11 protein-coding genes and 1 pseudogene are annotated in these 20328 nt (G+C 28.0%); 8 read left to right on the top strand and 4 right to left on the bottom strand.

All coding sequences use genetic code 11. From position 1 onward, the window contains the following. Together GCL60_RS01730 and GCL60_RS01725 are read left to right on the top strand one after the other, a co-directional pair. Window positions 1-991: DUF6242 domain-containing protein (locus GCL60_RS01730; RefSeq protein WP_202613982.1), on the top strand; the 991-nt coding region annotated here is incomplete at its 5' end. Between the two features lie 219 nt (window positions 992-1210). Further along, a complete protein-coding gene (locus tag GCL60_RS01725; protein ID WP_153418135.1) occupies window positions 1211-2374 on the top strand; it encodes a hypothetical protein in 1164 nt (387 codons plus the stop codon). A gap of 281 nt (window positions 2375-2655) precedes the next feature. Here GCL60_RS01725 and GCL60_RS01720 read toward each other — a convergent pair whose 3' ends face one another. Continuing rightward, the gene (locus GCL60_RS01720) at window positions 2656-3759 is read right to left on the bottom strand and encodes a DsbA family protein (RefSeq protein ID WP_153418134.1); all 1104 of its coding nucleotides are present in this window, start codon (window positions 3757-3759) and stop codon (window positions 2656-2658) included. A gap of 389 nt (window positions 3760-4148) precedes the next feature. On the opposite strand from GCL60_RS01720, the pseudogene GCL60_RS01715 reads away from it, so the two are divergent. After that, window positions 4149-4757 (top strand): annotated as a pseudogene (locus GCL60_RS01715) (IS5 family transposase); the annotation flags it as partial. Window positions 4758-4959: 202 nt separating this feature from the next. Here the strand turns inward: GCL60_RS01715 and pstS are convergent. Then, window positions 4960-6066: a phosphate ABC transporter substrate-binding protein PstS gene (pstS, locus tag GCL60_RS01710; RefSeq protein WP_153418132.1), complete on the bottom strand. Its 1107-nt coding sequence runs from the start codon at window positions 6064-6066 to the stop codon at window positions 4960-4962. Window positions 6067-6314: 248 nt separating this feature from the next. Then, a complete protein-coding gene (locus GCL60_RS01705) occupies window positions 6315-7823 on the bottom strand; it encodes an FGGY family carbohydrate kinase (protein ID WP_153418131.1) in 1509 nt (502 codons plus the stop codon). Between the two features lie 56 nt (window positions 7824-7879). Between GCL60_RS01705 and GCL60_RS01700 the strand changes: the two genes are divergently transcribed. From GCL60_RS01700 to GCL60_RS01680, 5 genes are all read left to right on the top strand, one after another. Further along, complete coding sequence (locus GCL60_RS01700; RefSeq protein ID WP_153418130.1) at window positions 7880-9022, top strand: glycoside hydrolase family 3 N-terminal domain-containing protein; 1143 nt, start codon at window positions 7880-7882, stop codon at window positions 9020-9022. After that, the gene (locus GCL60_RS01695; RefSeq protein WP_153418129.1) at window positions 8971-9633 is read left to right on the top strand and encodes an energy transducer TonB; all 663 of its coding nucleotides are present in this window, start codon (window positions 8971-8973) and stop codon (window positions 9631-9633) included. The genes GCL60_RS01700 and GCL60_RS01695 overlap by 52 nt, the downstream gene beginning before the upstream one ends. A 256-nt stretch (window positions 9634-9889) precedes the next feature. Further along, complete coding sequence (locus GCL60_RS01690) at window positions 9890-10915, top strand: gamma-glutamyl-gamma-aminobutyrate hydrolase family protein (protein WP_153418128.1); 1026 nt, start codon at window positions 9890-9892, stop codon at window positions 10913-10915. 262 nt (window positions 10916-11177) lie between these two features. Beyond that, complete coding sequence (locus tag GCL60_RS01685) at window positions 11178-17039, top strand: calcium-binding protein (protein ID WP_153418127.1); 5862 nt, start codon at window positions 11178-11180, stop codon at window positions 17037-17039. 610 nt (window positions 17040-17649) lie between these two features. Next, window positions 17650-19287 carry a peptide ABC transporter substrate-binding protein gene (locus GCL60_RS01680; RefSeq protein WP_153418126.1) on the top strand — a complete coding sequence of 546 codons (1638 nt, stop codon included), beginning with the start codon at window positions 17650-17652 and terminating at the stop codon, window positions 19285-19287. Between the two features lie 206 nt (window positions 19288-19493). Here GCL60_RS01680 and GCL60_RS01675 read toward each other — a convergent pair whose 3' ends face one another. Next, on the bottom strand, window positions 19494-20237 hold the full coding sequence (locus GCL60_RS01675; protein ID WP_153418125.1) for a Bax inhibitor-1/YccA family protein: 744 nt from the start codon (window positions 20235-20237) through the stop codon (window positions 19494-19496). Between the last annotated feature and the right edge of the window lie 91 nt (window positions 20238-20328).

The following is a 20328-nucleotide window of genomic DNA, read 5'->3' as shown; positions in this document are numbered from 1 at the left end:
GATTAATGGAACTACACAAGTTAGCACCACTACCGCTAATGATTTTACCAACCCTGTTACCTATACAATTACTGCTCAAGATGGAGTTTCTAACAACAGCTACACTGTTACTGTTACATATGATGCAGACCCTGGTACTTTAATATTAACTTTTTCTTTTAATATAAATGGAACTTCATATTATGGAACAATTGATCAACAAAATTTCACTATAAATGTAAGTGGTGTTCCTTTTGGAACAGATCTCACCAGCTTAGTTGCTACATTTTCTCTCTCTGCTGGCGCTTCTGCTACAGTTAATGGAACTACACAAGTTAGCGCCACTACCGCTAATGATTTTACCAACCCTGTTACCTATACAATTACTGCTCAAGATGGTATCACCATTGCAATTTATACAGTAACAATTGACCCTGGAGATCAAATATTTACATTTTCTTTTAATATAAATGGAACTTCGTATGATGGAATAATTGATCAATCTAATTATACTATTGATGTTAGTAGACTACCATACGGGACAGATCTTACTAACTTAATTGCTGCATTTACACTTTCTTCAGGTGCTACAGCTACAGTTAATGGAACTACACAAGTTAGCACCACTACCCCTAATGATTTTACTAACCCTGTTACCTATACAATTACTGCTCAAGATGGTATCACCATTGCTAATTATACAATTAATGTTAGTGTACTACCACCTCCATTTGCAATATTTTATTTCAAACTTTCTAATATATTTTATTTAGGAAACATTGATCATATTAATCATACAATAAATGTCATCGGGCTCCCATTTGGAACAGATTTAAGCAACTTAGTAGCGTATTATTCATTAGCACCTCATGTTGTGGTAAAAGTAAACGGAGTAACACAATCTCAGGGAGTTACAACTAATAATTTTATGAGTCCAGTGATTTATGTTTTTACTAGATTTGATTCATTTGATGTAAATTATACAGTAACTGTTTCAACCAATGGACATTAAAGATTAATAATTTTTTCTTTTCCTTATAATAAGCTTTTATCAAGATTTAAAAAAATTGAGAAATTTTTATTTAAAAATAGGGTTAAGTTAAATAGGCAATATTTTTCTATATTGTAGTCATAATTTAGCTTTTTAGAGTATTTTTTTTAATAAATTTTCATATAATATCATTAAGAGTAAATAATATTATTTTATTAATAACCTAACAACAGGATTGACTTGAAAAAAATTATTATTTTTTTTATAATATTATGTAGTTGCTCTCGAGTTAAACACTCTCTCGTTTCTAATTCAGAGTCTCAAATATTGACCTTCTCAATTATTGTTAATGGAACAAATTACAATGGCTTAATTGACGAATTAAATAAAACTATTAAAGTAAGAGGTTTGCCTCATGGAACAAATCTTAATAAATTAATTGCTTACTTTTCTTTTTCTACAAATTCTAATGTATTTGTCAATGGTGTATCACAAATCAGTGGCATATCAATTATGGATTTTTCTAGTAAGGTAACATATACCGTAACTTCAGAAAATAAATTTTCTACATCTAGTTATACTGTTCAAGTTACAACTTCATCTATTACTTATGCTTATATTGTTGGTAAAACTAAGATTACGGTATGTACAGTTGGAGAGACGGGTAATTTATCTAATTGTTTAATCGCTGCTTCAAGTGGATTTACAAATCTTTCAACAATGACGATATATAATAATTATGCTTATATTGTTGATGATTTTGCAAATAAAATTTTTAAATGCTTAATTAATTTAGATGGTAAATTAACAGGATGCAATTCAGAAATTACTGGAACAGGCAATCCATTTTTTGGTATTGCTGCTAATAATGGATATTTATATATTTCAAGTACTGATACTTCAACTTTAACAATATGCAATATTGATTCTACAGGATCACTTACAGGTTGTTCTACTACTGGGTCTGGATTTTCAGATCTTTCAGACCTAACTATTTATGGAAATTATTTGTTTGCTACAGATAATGGCGCAAGTGACGTGGTAGTATGCTCAATAGGATTATCAGGCCTTTTATCATCTTGCTTTACAACCCCTTCAGGTATTGCATCCCCTGAGAGTATTGCAGTTTATAATAGCTTTTCATATATTTCATCATTCATAGCTAATAATGTTTACTTTTGTTCAGTAAGTGCAACAGGAATTTTTAGTAATTGTAAAATTTCGGGTTCAGGTTTAAACCACGTTTTGAACTTTTACTATTATAATAATTATATTTATGCTTTAGAATCTGCTTCAAGCAATGTTTTTAAATGCGAAATTAGTGGAACAGGTGATCTAACAAATTGTTCGATAGCTGGAAGTGGTTTTGCATCTCCACAAGCTATATACATCACAACGCAATAAAGTAAATTTTTGTTAATCATTACTGAGAAAGAATTACATTCCTACTAGCTCTTTAAAATTTTAATTTACATTTAAAATTAATAATAGAAAAATATATTGTAAAAAAAATTGCTAAATATATAATAAATTACATTCAATAATATCATTAATTTTATTAAACATAATTACTAAAATTAATTGATAAAAATATACTTGACAATAAATTATAATTTTTTTATAAAAAACCCAAGATATTTTCATTAATTATAAGAAAGAAAATAAATATAATATATATTAATTTTTCAAAAATTATTGAATATTTTATCAATTTCTTTTAAAGAAATTAAAAGAAATCTTTTATTTAAATAAAAAGCAGGAGCACCTTTAAATTCAGTTGATTCATTTAATAGATTATGAGTTCTAATAATAATCTCTTTAGTTCTATTAGAATTTAAACATAAAGAAAATTTATCCATTTTTAAGTCCGTAGATTTAGCAACAGATAAAACAATATTATTTAAATTTTTAATTTCCTTATTATAATAATCAGAAGAATATTTATTTAAAAATTCAAATGATTTTTTATAAAAATCCCAATAAATAGTATTTCCTTGTTCATTAGCACAAAATGCTCCTTTAGCAAAATCATCATTTAAGCTATTTTGCAAATTTGAATATGGAATATTTATAAATCTAATTTTTCTTGAAAATTTTTTATACATTTCTTCAATTTCAGGATGAATATCTCTACTTTTATGATCAATAAAATCTATAACACTAATAAACGTAATATTTGAATCTAAATTTCCTCTTTTTGGAAATAATGAATAATCAATATTGGCTGGAATACCTAATGGAGATTCAAAAAGTAATCTTAATTTCCCAATATTAATTAGTTCTTCTATTTTATTATTTGAAAAAGATGCTATTTTTTCATTGTTTAATTGAAATAAAAGCTGTTGCTTAGCTTTGTCAAAAGCTTGTCCGCCAAAAATATTTGTACCATATTTACTAACTAAATTATCATAATATTTCTTTGCATCAGTTTCTTTAACACCTTCAATTTTGATTAAATCCTTAAGTTTTGGAATAAAATTTGAATTAACATCTTTTCTCAAATCTTGGGACATTGATATACTTAATGCTAATTTTTCCGCAAAATTTTTTAAAGATTTATAGTAATTATTTTCAATAATACTATATTCTAAAAATAAATCATAAGGAAGATCATTGCTTGTCCAAATTTTATCTTCAAAATTAATTAATTTTCTTCCCAATACAGGATTTATATATTTTTCATTAAATATAAATGAATTTTTAATGAAAATAAAGTATGTTAAAATAATACCAAAAATTAACCCTATTGAAAATAAAACAATTATTTGAAAAAATTTTTTAACACTCATAAATAACCCTTCTTATAATTATATATTCAAAATCAAATTTAATATTGAAATAGTCAAATTTTTGTCTTTATTATGAAACAAGTATTTAAAAATTTTATAAAAAAATATTATTATAGTCAACTTGAAATAAATTATTTTAGAAAAATAAAAAATAATTAGGGGCTGTCCAACATAGAATTTAGAAGAAATTGACAGAATATAAAAGAAGGTGTTCAATTATTTTCAAAAAAAAGATAAAGGAACACCAGATGAGAAATATAAATCAGATTATGATTCTTGCGCAAGAGATATCTCCACTTTTTTTGAGTTATAAAACCAGAAAACATGAAATGAAAAATATACTGAAAGGAATTATTTGGATTTTAGTTACTGTATAGCAATGGCATTTATTACCACGAGAAAACTTTCCACCAAAAAGTACTTGTTATTATTGGTTTGAAAAATTTAGAAAAAACAATATTCTTGGAGTTATATTGTTTAACATGTCTTTAAAAAACAAGAAGAATAAAGAATACCAAATAAAAGAAGCGTACATTGACGCAACGTTTACCGAATCTAAAAGAGGAGGAGATAAAATTGGGGGGACAAAAGCTGGAAAAGGAACAAAATTATTTGCAATTGTTTCAAGAAATAATAAAATATTACATTTGAGTCTTGAGAATGCAACACCTCATGAATCAAAATTTATATTGCCAATAATAGAAAAAATGCCTATAAAATTAAAACCATTAATTCTTATTGGTGATAAAGCTTATGATTCATTTCCTATAAAAAATCAGTTACAAGAATTAGAAGTGAAATTAATTGCTCCTAATAAAATAGATCGAATAAATAATAGGCAAGATGGACGTAATCTTCGTCGATATAAAAGAAGACACATAGTTGAAATTTGTTTTGCCGATTTACAAACATTTCGTAGGGTGATTATTCGTTATGAAAGAAAATCAGAAAATTATCTGGCATTTGTGAAACTAGCAGCAATTTGTTTAAATTTCTGAAAATTCAATATTGGTATGAAAATTGTTTCTTGAAATTATGTTGGACAGCCCCTAATACTCAGTCATATTTTCTTTTATTTTAGAATTTTTAAACTCAGTTATTTATTTATAAATAAATAATAAAAAATTGTAGTTTTAAATTTCCAATGAATTATGCAAATTAATAATTATATTAAAATGAATTTTTTCCAAATTATTAAAATTATTTTGAAATTGCAAATTTTTCTTTTTCTGATTCAAATTCCATATTCCATTTATTTTGAATTAATTTATATGTTTTATCTGGTATTGAAATATAATCTAGAGACTCTGCTATGCTATCCCCTTTAGTATAGGCATATTTAAAAAACTTTAAAACTTCATTTATTTTTTTAGGCTGAGATGATTTTTTAGGAATTAAGATAAAAGTGGATGCTGTCATTGGCCATGACATTTCTCCTTTTTGATTCGCTAATAAGACATACATACCAGCTGATTTTTCCCATTCCGCATATAATGCGGCTGCTTGAAACGACTTTCTAAACGCTTCGCTTACCTTTTTTTCATTTTGAAATTCATTTGTTTCAAGAACAGGAACAATATTTCCTTCGGCATTATGCATTCGTGACCAAGCTAGTTTATTTTGCATTGCATAAGAATACTCAACATAGCCAATGGAGCCTGAAGTTAATTTAACCAAATTTGTTACGCCTTCGTTTCCTTTTCCACCAAAACCCATAATTCCTGTTGGCCATGATACATTCGTACCAAAACCTATTTCCCAAGCGTTCTTACTGGCATTATTTAAATAATATGTAAAATTAAAGGTTGTTCCCGATGCATCAGAGCGGTAAACAACAATGATTTTCTTATCAGGTAAAGAAAGCCCAGGGTTTAATTGAGCTATACGTTTGTCATTCCAATTTTTAATTTGGCCACTGTATATTTCAGCAATAGTTTTAGCATCTAATATTAGTTGCCCCTGAGAAATTCCTGAAATATTAGTTATAATAACAATACCACCTATAATTGCTGGAAATTGAATTAAACCTTTTTCATCTAGTTCTTTCGCTGTCAAAGGCATATCTGTCGCCCCAAAGTCAACAATTTTATTTTCAATTTGTTTAATTCCAGCACCAGAACCAATAGATTGATAATTTATTTTAGAATCCGTTTCTTTATGATAGGCAGCAGACCATTTATAAATTACCGGAGCAATAAAGCTAGATCCAGCTCCCGTTATTAAATCAGATGCCATAGAAATATTACTGCTTGATATGGCGATTGAAATAGCCATAAATGATTTTAAAAACTTAAATTCTAAAGTCATGTCATTCCTTTCGGTAATATTAAATTGTGTTTCTTTATTAAAAGAAATAATGAAACCAAAAAAAGAATATATTATTTTTTTTACTCTTAATATTTTTTATTGTTGAAAAAACTTGAAATAATTGTGTCAAATTAATTAAATAAAAAAGAAGACACATTTTTTTCATTATTATTTCAAAAATGTGTCTTGATTATTTAAAAAGTATATCCTAAAAAATTACAAATGAACATAAAAATACAATAATATTTTTAACTTCCATAAAACTGATTAACACAGTCTACTGCTTTCAACCAACGATACAAATTTGCATTCGCTAAGGCTTCAGGCATATGCGAATTGAATTCTTTTCCAATATCCGACTTTATAAAAGTAACATCTTCTTCTAATACTCCAATACATGCAGCTCTTGCTGCCCCTAATGAAGTTGTTTCTATATTTGATGGTCTAATTAATATTGTTTGCAAAATATCAGCTTGTAATTGCATTAAAAAATCATTTCTTGAAGCACCACCATCGACACCAACTCTTATGATTTTTTGTTCACTGATTTCTTCCATAAGCCTTAATAATTGGACATTTTGCATTGCGATACTTTCTAAGACCGCTCTTATTATTTGAGATTGTTGGGTTCCTCTGGTTAAACCAAATAAAACCCCTTTTGCCTGTGGATTCCAATAAGGAGCACCTAGGCCTGCCAAGGAAGGAACAAATAATACTTCTTCATCCCTTGGATAACTCATTGCGAGCTCAGCACTTTCTGCTGAATTTTTAACCCAACCAAAATTATCACGTAAAAATTGAACTGCTGCCCCTGCAATAAACGCAGAGCCTTCTAAAGCAAATACTCGTTTTTGTGGAGTGCTGTAGGCCACTGTGGTTAAAAGCCCATTATCTGCCTCAACAATATTTTCTCCTGTGTTCATTAATAAAAAAGCACCAGTACCAAATGTGATTTTTGCTTCGCCTGTTTTTACACAATTTTGTCCAAATAAAGCAGCTTGTTGATCACCTAAATTCCCAGTAATGGGAATACCATCAGGTAAGCCTTCAATTCCTTTTGTTACTCCAAAACGCCCAATACTTGGTTTGATTTCTGGTAATGTATTATTTGGAATTGAAAAAAGACTCATCAATTCTTGATCATAATTTCCCGTGTGCAAATTATATAACATTGTTCTACTAGCATTTGTGTGATCTGTAACAAAAGAAACGCCTCCCGTAAGTTTCCAAATAACGTAACTATCTACGGTTCCAAGGGCGAGTTCACCTGTATGCGCCCATTGTTTTGCTTTTGGATATTGTTCTAACATCCAACGCATTTTTGAAGCACTAAAATAAGGATCACAAACCAATCCTGTTTTCTTTAATATCATTTTGCGGAGTGATTCATTTTTTTTCAATGAATCACAAAACTCAGAAGTTCTTCTGTCTTGCCAAACAATAGCATTACCAGCAATTTCTCCTGTCTTTTTATTCCAAGCAAGACATGTTTCTCTTTGATTTGTAATCCCAATTGCAGTTACTTTACTAATTGAAAAGTTTTTTTCAGAATCTTGTGCCAATTCAATGCTTTTTTTTATAGCTTTTAACGTTGTTTCCCAAATGTCATTTGGATTATGCTCAACTAATCCAGGTCTAGGGTATATTTGTGGAAATTCAATTTTATTATTTCCATGCATAGAAAAATCATTCATACTAAAAAAAGAGGCTTGTATACCTGTGGTACCTTCATCGATAGATAAGATATAATTTGTCATATTTCCCACTCCTTATATTAAGGGAAGATCAATTGCATGCGTAGGAGGATAGTAGCTTGAGTTTAACTGTGCGACAAACAATTCCTAAAAAATTTGAGAAATTTTTTTATTCACTTCCTCTCATTGAACAAGCTGGTTTTTTTTTATGGCCATCGTTAGCAGCTGGAGAATTGAATGAGGAAGAAATAAAATTATTAAAATTAATAAAACCATCAGGAACTATTTTATTTAAAAGAAATATGCAAAGTTTTTCTCAATCAAGATTTTTAATTTCTACACTTAAAAAAAATTGTTCAAGAAAAAATTCCCTATTTAAAATGCCCTTTATTGTTTCTATTGATGAAGAAGGTGGGCGCGTTTCCAGACTTCCACCTCCATTTACAAGGGGAAAACCAGCTCTTGAATTTGCTGAACAAAACGATTTTGAAGGTCTACAAGGACAAATTCTACATCAAGTTTTTATTGCCAAAGCCCTTGGTATCAATTGTTTACTTAGCCCTGTAGCAGATATATTATCTGAACCTTCAAATTTAGTTATAGGAGATCGCTGTTATGGGAGAGACGCTGAAAAAGTAACTCAATTTTCTTCTTTTGTTAATAAAGTTCTTCTTAAAGAAAATATTTATTCATGTGCGAAACACTTTCCAGGTCATGGAAATACAACAACAGACTCTCATAAAGAATTAAGCATAAGTAATGTAACATTATCACAATTAAAAAATAGAGAGTGGATTCCATTTAAAAAATTAATTGATGATGAAGTTCCATTTATCATTAGCGCACATGTTATTGTACCTAGTTTAGACGAAAAAAATCCTGCCACATTAAGTAAAATTATCTTAAATAAATATTTAAGAAAAGAATTAGGGTTTAATGGGCTTATTATAAGTGATGATTTAAGAATGAATGCAATTGCAGAACATTATAAATTAAAAAGAAAAATTGAATCATCTATTACAGAAGAACAATCTGTTTCTTTATCTGAAGATGATTCTTTCTTAAAAAAGGCCTCAATCGATGCATTAAATGCCGGTTGCGATATATTATTAAGTTGTCAAAGTATTGTTAGAGAAGCAAAAATTGCTCATGCTATTGCCGATAAAATGAAAGCTGATAAAATTTTCCATATGAAGATGATGGAGAAAGCGTGGAATATTTTTTATATATTAACTCAAAAGACAAAGAAGAAAACTATTTAACCCGTGTAGGTTATAGCATTCTTTTTCATGTCTTTTTAGTATTTGCTATTGTTTTAATTAGACAAAACCCAGTTGAATTTATAAAAATATCTGTTTCTACCAATACAATCCAGCTTGCTGCTAAAAATGCAAAATCAAATAAACAAACAATTCAAAAACCTCAGGAAAAGCAAATTCCAAAAGAAGAACTTATAAAATCAGCTACTATGCCTAAACAAAATATTCAAAAAGAAATTCCAGCAGATACCTCAATTCCTTCCTCACAAGCAAAAAGCGTTGACAACCCAACTCCGGAGGGACAATCCTCAAACCCAAGCAAAGAATTTTACTCCGCTGAATCTACTGTAGATAAAACAGCACAATGCACTCTTCCAGAAATAAATTTATCTGAAGATGCTACAAATGCGGGAGTTACGAGTGGATCCGTAATCATTGAAATTCAAATTAATAGTCAAGGTAAAGTGACAGAAGCAAAACTGATAAAAGGTACAGGTTACAAAATTGATGAAATTGCTTTACAAGCTGCAAAGTTACTTAATTGCAAAGCAGCAAAAAGAGAACAAGAAAATGTTGGTGTTATAAAACGGATCAATTGGATAATTACTCCATAAAATAATTTAACTATATTATAAAATAATTGATTTAATTTAAATGATTCTATTTTTTTATTATTAAATAAAATTATTTTTAAAAAATTAAATATTTGTTTAATTATAGAATATTTAATTTTTAATTTTTTTTATCACTCTTAATATTGTAAAATATATTATTTAATAGTAATTTAAATTTCATCTATAGTTATAAATTATAGATGAAATAAATATATAATATTAAATAAAATATTTTTTATTTAATTGGAGTTTTATTATGAAAGAAAACTTAATTATAGGATTACTTTGGGATAAAAATAGTAATAAAGGTATAACAACTCCACTTGTTCGAAGTGCAATCGATGATTTTGATCATCATGTTTTAGAAATAAATAAAGACGAAATTGGAATCAATATAAATTTCTTATTAAATGAATTAAAAACCTTTCCTCTAAGAAAAACATTAGGAGAAAACTTAAGACAATTAACATTCAGAACACCTCCTCTTATTCCTCAAAATAGAAATCAAAACATTCATGACTCAAAAAAAATATTCCCTCCCCCAATACCTGCTAGACCAGTTCCTTTAAAAGAAAGTCATGGGAATGCGAGCAACGAGTTTTTAAATTATTTATTTTCAAATTCAAATAATTATATAAATATTTCAAAAATTAAAAATTATGCTTATACAAAACTAAATAATTGCAATGGGATGATTCTTCCTGGCGGAATTGATATTGAAAAATATTTTTATCAAGTTGAAACTGAACCATTAGATAATTTACTTAGCTCAGATCCAATTCGAACAATCCTAGAATTATTTATTATCAATCGTTGTGTTACTTTAGGACTACCCCTTTTAGGAATTTGTAGAGGCTGTCAAATTATTAATGTTTATTTTGGAGGAACTTTAAAAAATGTGGAAAATGAAAATCAAGAAGATCATAAAAAATTTGCTATAATTCAAAAAGAGAATTCTAGGCATTCTATTTTTCAAAATAAGAATCACATGAATGCTGTTTCTATGCATAATCAATGCATAGATTTAATTGGAAATAATTTAACTCCAACATCATTATCTATTCGAAATGATAATAACAAGGTAGTAAAATCGATAGAGTCAAAAACAGGTTCATTAATTTTAGGGACACAATTTCATCCTGAGTTTTATGACGACTATGGTTCGAATGAAAGAATTCATCAAAGAAATAAATATATTTTTGAGTATTATTTTAAAACATGTCAAAGCTATTTATATAAAATGGAAATAAATAAATCGATCAAAAATAGAAAACTTTCCTAAATTATTTTATGCTATATACTATAGCGTATTTTCTCGAAGCTAAATTCACAAATTGACACAAATATTTAATTTTATAAATATAAATTTCAAATTTAATCACGATATCATAATTATTTATTAAAATTCTTTTAATTTATAAAAATTTTTATTCAATTTTAAAATCATTGCAATTTCAAAATTCTTTTTATAGAACAAATGCAATTTATGATACTGATTATCATTATCATAATTTTTTCAAAATTAAATACTAGGAAATCCCATAATGATAAAAAAGTATTATCTTATTGCAATTTTTACAGTTACTTCCATAGCACTACAAACAAGCTGTGCGAAGAAAAAAAATGAAAGTTCATCTAATTTAAATTCTTCTTCTGAAACTCTCTTAAATCATAATTATAGTTCAATATTAAGGCAAAACGAAGAAATAGAAAAAAACAATTTTAATCACATTTTAAATTCTTATGAAAATATTAAAAATAATGCAGAAAAAATTAAATATTTAGAAGAGACATATAAAAATTATAAAGTAAAAATTGTAAAAATTCTAACAAAAAATTCAAATACAAATGTTAAAAAATCAGGAGAACAAGATAATATCCAAAAAGAAATATGGAGACTCTCAGCAACTTTTTATCCAATTGGAACTTCATTTAAAGAGTTTAGCAGTTTAAAAGAAATAAATTCGGAAATTCAAAATAAAGTATATCACGATCTAAAAAACAATTTTACCCGAATTGTTGATTTTGAAAAAAAATATCAGGTAAAAATCAATCATCTTTTGGGAAGTGATAGGTATAAATTTGAATTAACTGCAGATTGGCTAGATTCCACTTTAAGATTTGAAGATCTTGGATCCTTAGAAAAAACAGTTTTAAATGGATATCATTTAATTTGGGAAGATAAATTAACATCTGCTTATCGTATTATTCGAGGCAAATCTCCAAAATCTGTAAAAAGTATTTCTCCATTAAAAGCAAGTAAAGCATTTATTCTAGATGGATTCGATGACCTAGCTACCGCATTAGAAAGTTCACAGCTTTCTAGAAAACTTGTATATAGTATTCAAGGTTTAGTCTTTTATCCAACATTTATTTTTTTTGTAGGAAGCGGTGTGGAAGGAGCTTCTGATCAACACCAAGAATTAAAATCCGAATTAAAAAATTTACTTTTAGAAAGTTATACACAAGAATTAGAAATTAAAGAAACAATTGCAGACTACGTTCGTAAAGACGCTACTATTCCTCCAGAACTTGTTAAGTTAAATATTGATAATTTAAATTTCAAAATAAATGTTTTAAAACAAATTGGGAAATTAGTAAAAAACGCAGATTCAAAGATTTTAACCGAAGCTGCTGAATTCATGAAAAGCCAAAAAGCACTTTTAGATAAAAAAGAAACAGATTTAAAAATACAATTAAAAGAAATTCCTGATAATATAAAAACAGTTTTATATAAAATACGTGATATAAGTGATTTAAATAAACTGAATTTAAACACAAATGAGTCATTAGAATTTTTAGGGCAACTAAAAGAATTTAAAGAGACACAGGAAAATACACTAAAAACCTATTATGAAACCAAATTTCCAGGTGCGATGACGGAAGGAGGTTTAACATCCATGTATTATGGAATGCTTGCCTTTGAAAGCAGAGCGATACTAAATTTAATACAATCTTTTTCTCCAAATAATTTATCCCTTGGTTTTGATAAGGTAAATTTTGTAAACTTATTGGGAACTTTGGGTGATACTTTTCTAGCTGCAGGACAAGCGCAAATGGTTTTGGGAGGGCTTGTTAGTATTGGTTATGATATAAAAGAAATGCATACCATTTCAGGCTGGATTGATCTTATTAATAGCAGTTCTGCATTTGGAGAAAATAGTTCACCAGAATTAAAACAAACCAAAAAAATAATGAATGATTTTTATAAACGACTACGTGTTTTAACTGGATTAAAATCTATTGGCAATGTTTCATTAACAGCAGGGCAATTTGCAATGTTATTAGGAGGACCTTTTGGCTTTGGCAATAATCCGCTTACCTATAGTGGAGCAGGTGCTACTATTTTAGGAGTAGTTACAAAACAAGCATTTGAAAAAATGATTGAAAGCAAATATGAATTTGAAGATGCTGCAGAAGGTACGGAAGAACATAAAATTATTTCAGGAGATTATGATCTAGAAAATACAGAGCCAAATAAGACGGATCCCTTGGAAAGAATCATTTATAGAATAAAAAGATTAACCGAGTTATCTCAAAAAAGAGCACAAGTCCGTGTTTGGCATAAATTATATTCTGATTTAAAATACAATACAAATATTGAAAAATTAATTCACAAAACTAGAAAAAATTATTTATCTGGTCCCGGTTATCATGATTTTTATTTAAAAGCACTCGACTCTATTTTTCCAATTATAGATTCTACTGATTCAACACAAGAGCCTAATTTTATAAAAAGACAAACTCAAATATATAAAGATAATATTGATTTTTTAAACAATGCAAAAAATTATTTAGTACAAGCTAAGCAAAGTGATACATCTAGCCAAAATAACTCAAAGTTATTATTTCATAGATATATGATTCAACACCTTAGCCTAGTAAAAGAACAAATCGAAGCCAAAGGCCCTGCTCCACTAGCAAAAATGGAAATAGATATAGACACAGATTTATCTCAAATGACAACAAAAGAACTCTCAAAAGAAATAAAAGGTATTTTTAATTATGCCGATATTTTAGGTTTTAGTGATGATTTAGAAAGAAAAATATTAAGTAAAATAATAAAGGGTGATGGATCTATACTCGACAAAGGAATACTTGAGAAAGCAAAAGATTACATTCAAATTGAAAAAGTAGGATCTATAGATAACCCCAATAAAACAACTGTTTTTGCGGGAGTAAATTCAATTATTTCTTTTTACAAAAATTATTATTTACCTGACTTTTTAATGCAAAAAATGATTGAAAAACCTAAATTTATTGCAAATGATGCTACAAATGAAAAAATAATTTACTATTTTGATAGAGATAAATTTTTATCTGACCTCGATAATTTTTCAAATTTGAATTCTGATAAAAAAACAATTTTAGGGGATATATTAAAAACAATTTTTACTTCACCTGTTGATGAATCAAAATTAAAAGCAAAATTTGGAAGTGATCATAGAACACCGATTAAACAAATTTTTGATGGCATTTATAAACAAATTGTCCGACAAGATGTTTTAAGACCTACATTACATACAACTCTTCAACAACTCGAATTATACCAATTTACCGAAAAAATGATGGGCGGAGATAAATCTTCCTCAAATCACGTAAAATTTTTAAAAACTACAGCAAATCGAATTCTAACTGGAATAAACGGAATCAATGTTGGTATGAATATTTTGTATACTCCTGCAAGAATACAAAGCATTGCTCTTTTATCAAGAGAAGGAGATCATTTAAGAGCTAGCAGAGATAGCTTTGAAATGATTTTTGATAATGCAGACCTTGTTGTTGATGTCATTCGTGGCAAACATTTAATGCAAACACATCCAAAAATATTTCGCAATTTAGCAGGAGGGCAAGTTGTATTAAATTTAGTAACGGCTGGATTTAGCATTTGGCAAGGTGTTGATAATTTAATTCAAGCATCACGTTCAGAAGGATTAAGAAAACAAGATCATCAAGTAGCTGGTGGCATTGCTCTTGCTTCTGCGGGAGTTTCTGTTGCTACCGTTGCTATAATGCCATTTACTTCTATGGCAGGACCAATTGGAGCTGCTGCAGGCTTTGTTCTTATGTCTGCTCAAAGTATTTATTCTACGGTAAGATTGCACGAAAGTTTAACGGAACTTGGTGTTGATAGCCAAACCAAGGGGGCTCTAGGTGCTTTTAGTCTTATGACTTTTGGAATGCAATTTGATCACAGTAAGGTACCAGGTGTTGCTTATGCTTCAAAAGTAAAAGTGAAAGAAAATCAATTAATCGAAAGTTTAAAATACTTTAATGAAAATTGGGAAAAAAATAAACTCTATTTTACTAAAATAATATCACCTGGTATTAGTTATTATTACCCATATAATTTAAGAAAAAGTACTACATATTCTTGCAACATGGGTGGATGTTCAACCAGTTCATCAGGTGGAGAATTATTATCTGATAAAATACACCATTGCCAAACTAATAATATTTATCCAGAAAATAAACTTAGGGATATAAATTTTTCAAACCAACAAAAATATATTACCCAAAATTATAATAAATTAGATAATAAAAAATATAAAAAAATGGAAATGCCATATACTCCATCCTGCTTTTTCTGTGGAATTACTAATTATTATGATGATTCCCGTTATTGCAATGCCGAACCACAAACAGAAAAAGTATTTCTCGGTGATGCTTTAAGTAAATTTTCAGTCATGAAAACATTTTCAGCAAAGGAAAGAATTCCAAGCAATGTTCCAGCTAATATTTATGCCAATTTAATTTATGTGGGCATTGATGATCAATTTAAACATGGGAACTCAGTTTCACTCATTCATGGTGAAGAAAATTATAAAAACTTCTTTATTGTAAATAAAGGACAGTTTAGTTATGAATTAAATGGAGCAAATAAAGACGACTATTTTGAAATCCGTAGTTTGGCAAAAGAAACGGACAATAATAAAATAAAAATATCTGGTAATGATGGCGTAGATATTCTTTCTCTTCAATTCCTTGAAAAAGAAAATAATAATCGTTTTCTTTTTGTTAAACATAACAATCGACAAATTACAAAAGATAAAAATAATACAAATATTTATAATTATGAAAATAAATACGAAAATATTATTTCTCAATTTACAAATATAGACACTCAAGGTTTACCGCAAATAGAAAACATAGAACATTTTGTTGGATCAAATTATAATGATTTTTATATTGGTACATCGGAAGATGATTTTATATATGGAAATAATGGAAATGATAAGTTATTTGGAAGTGCTGGAAATGACGTGTTAGTAGGTGGCCCTGGATTAGATTATTTAGTAGGCGGTACAGGTAACGATACATATATGATTACAAAAAGCGATTTTATTGAAAATAAAGAAAGTTATGATATAATCAATATATTTAAATCAAATACCCAAGAACAACCTTTTTACACAAATAATAAAGAAGAAAAAGATATCATTCATACCGATTTAGATAATTTAGGAATGTACCGAGAAAACAACGATCTTTGGATAGTAACAAAATCGGTTGAACTCATTCAAAAACATAAATTAGAAAATTTAGGACATTTAAAAATAGCTAAAATAGAAAACTTTTTTAATGTAATTAAAGAAAATAACTATAACTTACCAATTATAACATCTAAAGAAGGATATATTTTTGTATATAATCCAGATGATATTATAGAGAATATAAATTGGCTAAATACAGTTATGGTAAATCCAGATATTAAAATAGATCATTCTGATATAAAAAATATAAACAATCAAATTTCAGCAACAAAAGGAATCCGTTTAGATAAATTAACTTCCTTATCGGAAACCCTGAATGCAATAGGATCCGCCGAATCTGAAATCATAGTTGGGAATAATAAGGATAATGTTCTAAATGGTTTAAGTGGAAATGATTATTTAAAAGGAATGAAAGGAAATGATATTTTAATGGCTAACTTAGATTTAAGTGAAAATAATAATTTACTTGAATTAGATGGTGGTGAAGGTGAAGATATTTATATAATTAACTTATCAAATACGAAAAAATCGACAACTCCAGCAGAAATTCGAATTACTGAAATTCCGGAAGAAAAAAATTCAATTGTGAATATTAATTTGTCAGATTATAATAATACAAATGAAATTTCTTGGACAGCAATTTCAAATTTAGGAACTATAAATATTCTAGATAAAAATAAAACAAAAATATTTACATTAAAGTTCAATAATTTAGCTCTTCCAAAGAAAATTAACATTTCAACAGCTAATAAAATTTATTCTATTGACCATGAAATTTTAAATATGCATGTTCAAAATGTAAAAAAAGAGTCATTAGAAAAACAAGGTGAATGGTTCATACGCAATTCAATAAATGATATTTTTAAAATCGAAGATAAAAGTAATGAAACTTCTAAAACACTTATAAATTAAGTTGTTCAAAACCTAGATTTAATTAAAATCTGAATAAATTCTTATTAAATATATTTAGTTGTGCAGACCGAATTCGCTTAAAAAAGTACTAAATATTTTTCACTTTCTACTACAACTGTTAAATAGACTTTCTCTTTATAATCTTTATAAGCTTCAAATTTCCATTCAATTCAGAATTTTTTTTCTCTAAATCATTGTGCTTTCTTGTATCTAGGTCTAAAAATGATATAAAATTTCAACTCATTATTAATTATTTATATTAATTAAAAACTATATAAAAACGATTCATATTTTTAAATATAAAATATTTAATTACAAATTATCAAATAAAATTATAATTTATTCATACTTTAGTAATTTTAATGTTATGTTGCAGGGGGCAATTCTGTTCGTAGTTTTCCTAATTTTACGTAAAGCGCAATATCTGATGATTTTATTAAATTTTGTTAAAAATAAATTGAACTTAGAATGAAAATTATAGAGAAAAACATTTTAATGTATTCCTTTATTTTATTTATTTTTTGTTGATCAAGCGATGCTCCTAGACGGTTACTTTGTTTAATGGTATTTTTTTGAATTACCAAAGAATACCATTTTTAAGGAGTAGCAAATGCCTAATGCATTGCATAAAGTTATTTCAATATCTTATATATTGTCCGTTATAATGTCTTTTAGTGGTCTCCAATCTGCTTTTGGAGCGGAAGTTCCTTCTGGTACGAAATTAGCGAAGAAGCAAATACTAAATAGGGGCAATGGTGCTGAAACTCCTACAATCGATCCTCAAAAAGTAGAAGATGTTCAGGGAAATAATATCACTCAGGATCTTTTTGAAGGACTTGTCCGCGATAATACAGATGGAATTATAGTTCCAGCCGGTGCTACAAGTTGGGAGTCAAGTAAAGATGGCCTTACTTACACATTTCATTTAAGAAAAAATGCAAAATGGTCTAATGGAGATCCTATCACAGCACATGACTATGTTTATGGTTTTCAAAGACTTGTTGATCCTAAAGTTGCTTCAACGTATTCCTTTTTAATATCTGATTTTAAAAATGCAGATGCAATTAATCAAGGAAAAGAACCTTTAAATACACTTGGTGTCGTTGCTTTAAATAATGAAACACTTCAAATTAAATTAAATAATCCAGTTCCCTATATTTTAGATATCCTTTCTATGAGAAATTGTTCACCTGCTCATAAAAAAATGATGGAAAAATATGGAGATAAATTTTATCAAGTTGGAAACATAGTTTCAAATGGTCCGTATATGTTAAAATATTGGAAAATTGGAGATAAGTTAACTTTAGAAAAAAACTCAAATTATTGGGACGCTAAAAAAACGGTTATTCAAGAAGTTAATTTTTATCCAACCCAAAATTTAAACACAGAACAACAAATGTTTTTAACAAATCAACTTGATATTACAAATGATATATCTATGGATCAATTTGAAAAATTAAAATCACAATTGGGTTCTGAGGTTCAAAGCAATCCTTATTTATCAAGTTATTGGTTTAGTTTTAATTTAGAGAAGCCGCCATTTAAAGATAATTTAAAGTTACGCCAAGCTCTATCTATGGTAATAGATCGTAATATTATTACGAAAGATATAACAAGAAGAGGCGAATTTCCTTCTTATGATTTAGTTGCAAAAGGTGCAAAAAATTATAAACAATTTACCTATAATTGGTCAAAAGATGAATATAAAATGAGAGTTGAAAAAGCGAAAAAACTTTATGAAGAAGCTGGTTATTCCGCTTTAAAACCATTAAAAGTTAATATTTTATATAATACAAATGATAATAGCAAAAAACTTGTTTTATCCATAGCATCAATGTGGAAACAAGCTCTTGGTGTGAATGCAACATTAGAAAATCAAGAATGGAAAGTGTTTTTAAAATCGAGACAAAATGGAGAGTTTCAAGTGGCTTGGGATCGATGGATAGCAGATTATAATGATGTTAATTCGTTTTCTGATTTGTTACGTTCAGGTAGTCAAATGAATAATGCAAAATATAAAAATACAAATTATGATACCTTATTAAAAAAAGCTTCCATGGAAGTGGATTTAAAAAAGAGACAAAAAATACTTGAACAGGCTTCCAGTGTTTTAATGAATGACTATCCCATTTTGCCATTATACTCTGCCGTAACAACACATTTGGTTAAAAAATATGTTGGAGGATATTCTGGTAAAAATCCATTAGATCATACAAGTACTTTTGATCTTTATATTAAAGAACATTAATTATATTTTACTAAATAAAAATGAAAATAAAAAATTAGTTTGTGGCTTAGCCATTAAGGAACAGACTCAATCAATATATAAAAAAGCTGTATAAGCGCATGTTTTGGATTTATTCACTCAATTCTAAAAGATCTACTTTTTTGAATAGAAATTAAAAGAGCAGATTAAATTAATAATCTGCTCTTTTCTTTGTTACCTAAACCAAATTAGCTTTTACGTCCACCAAAAATTTGTAACAAACTTATAAATAAGTTAATGAAATTTAGATACATAGTTAAAGCACCAAATATCATAAATTTACTTAATGCAGGTGAGTTGCCAGCACCATCAAAAGCAAGTTGATAAGCACCTTCACGAATACGTTGAGAATCATAAGCAGTTAAACCAGAAAATACTAAAATTCCAGCCCAACCTGCAAAAGAACGAAGAATTTCACTATGAATAAACATATTAATAATATAAGCGCCTAAAATCATAATTACGCCCATAAATAAAAATGTTTTCATAAAACCTAAATTTTTCTTTGTTACAGCACCAAAAACGGCAAGACCTGCAAAACCAACAGCTGCAACTGCAAACAAAGCAATCACATTACCGATAGGATATACAGCCATAATCATGGCAAAAGTAACACCTGTAATCGAAGCGTAAAGTAAGAACATAAATTTTAATGCCGAAGCGCTTAGTTTTTCTGCAGCAAAACTCATAGCCAATACAAGGCCAATTTGAACTGCAAAAACACCATAAATTGCAAAACGACCCAAACTTGCTATGGCTTGAAGACCACCTGTTTGAATGATTGCAAGACCCATTATGGCACTAAGAAGAACACCAAAGGACATCCATCCATAAACACCAGCAATAGTTTTGCTTGCAGTGGATTGTGCAATGGCATTTTTTCCTGCATTTTCCATCCAATTTGAATTATTTTGAAAACGATTAAAACTCATTTTTTACTTCCTTTCCTTTGAAAGTAGATAGGTACAAATATTACATGTACACTACTAAAGTTAAACGAAATCATTGAAATGACAAGAGGGC

The sequence above is a fragment of the Silvanigrella paludirubra genome (genome assembly GCF_009208775.1).
In the GTDB taxonomy this organism is placed as follows: Bacteria; Bdellovibrionota_B; Oligoflexia; order Silvanigrellales; family Silvanigrellaceae; genus Silvanigrella; species Silvanigrella paludirubra.
This window is presented reverse-complemented; position numbering and strand designations above follow the sequence as displayed.

Coding starts and splice junctions, on each gene's coding strand:
- GCL60_RS01720 (WP_153418134.1), bottom strand. CDS start 3,759: ATGAGTGTTAAAAAATTTTTTCAAATAATTGTTTTATTTTCAATAGGG.
- pstS (WP_153418132.1), bottom strand. CDS start 6,066: ATGACTTTAGAATTTAAGTTTTTAAAATCATTTATGGCTATTTCAATC.
- GCL60_RS01705 (WP_153418131.1), bottom strand. CDS start 7,823: ATGACAAATTATATCTTATCTATCGATGAAGGTACCACAGGTATACAA.
- GCL60_RS01690 (WP_153418128.1), top strand. CDS start 9,890: ATGAAAGAAAACTTAATTATAGGATTACTTTGGGATAAAAATAGTAAT.
- GCL60_RS01685 (WP_153418127.1), top strand. CDS start 11,178: ATGATAAAAAAGTATTATCTTATTGCAATTTTTACAGTTACTTCCATA.
- GCL60_RS01680 (WP_153418126.1), top strand. CDS start 17,650: ATGCCTAATGCATTGCATAAAGTTATTTCAATATCTTATATATTGTCC.
- GCL60_RS01675 (WP_153418125.1), bottom strand. CDS start 20,237: ATGAGTTTTAATCGTTTTCAAAATAATTCAAATTGGATGGAAAATGCA.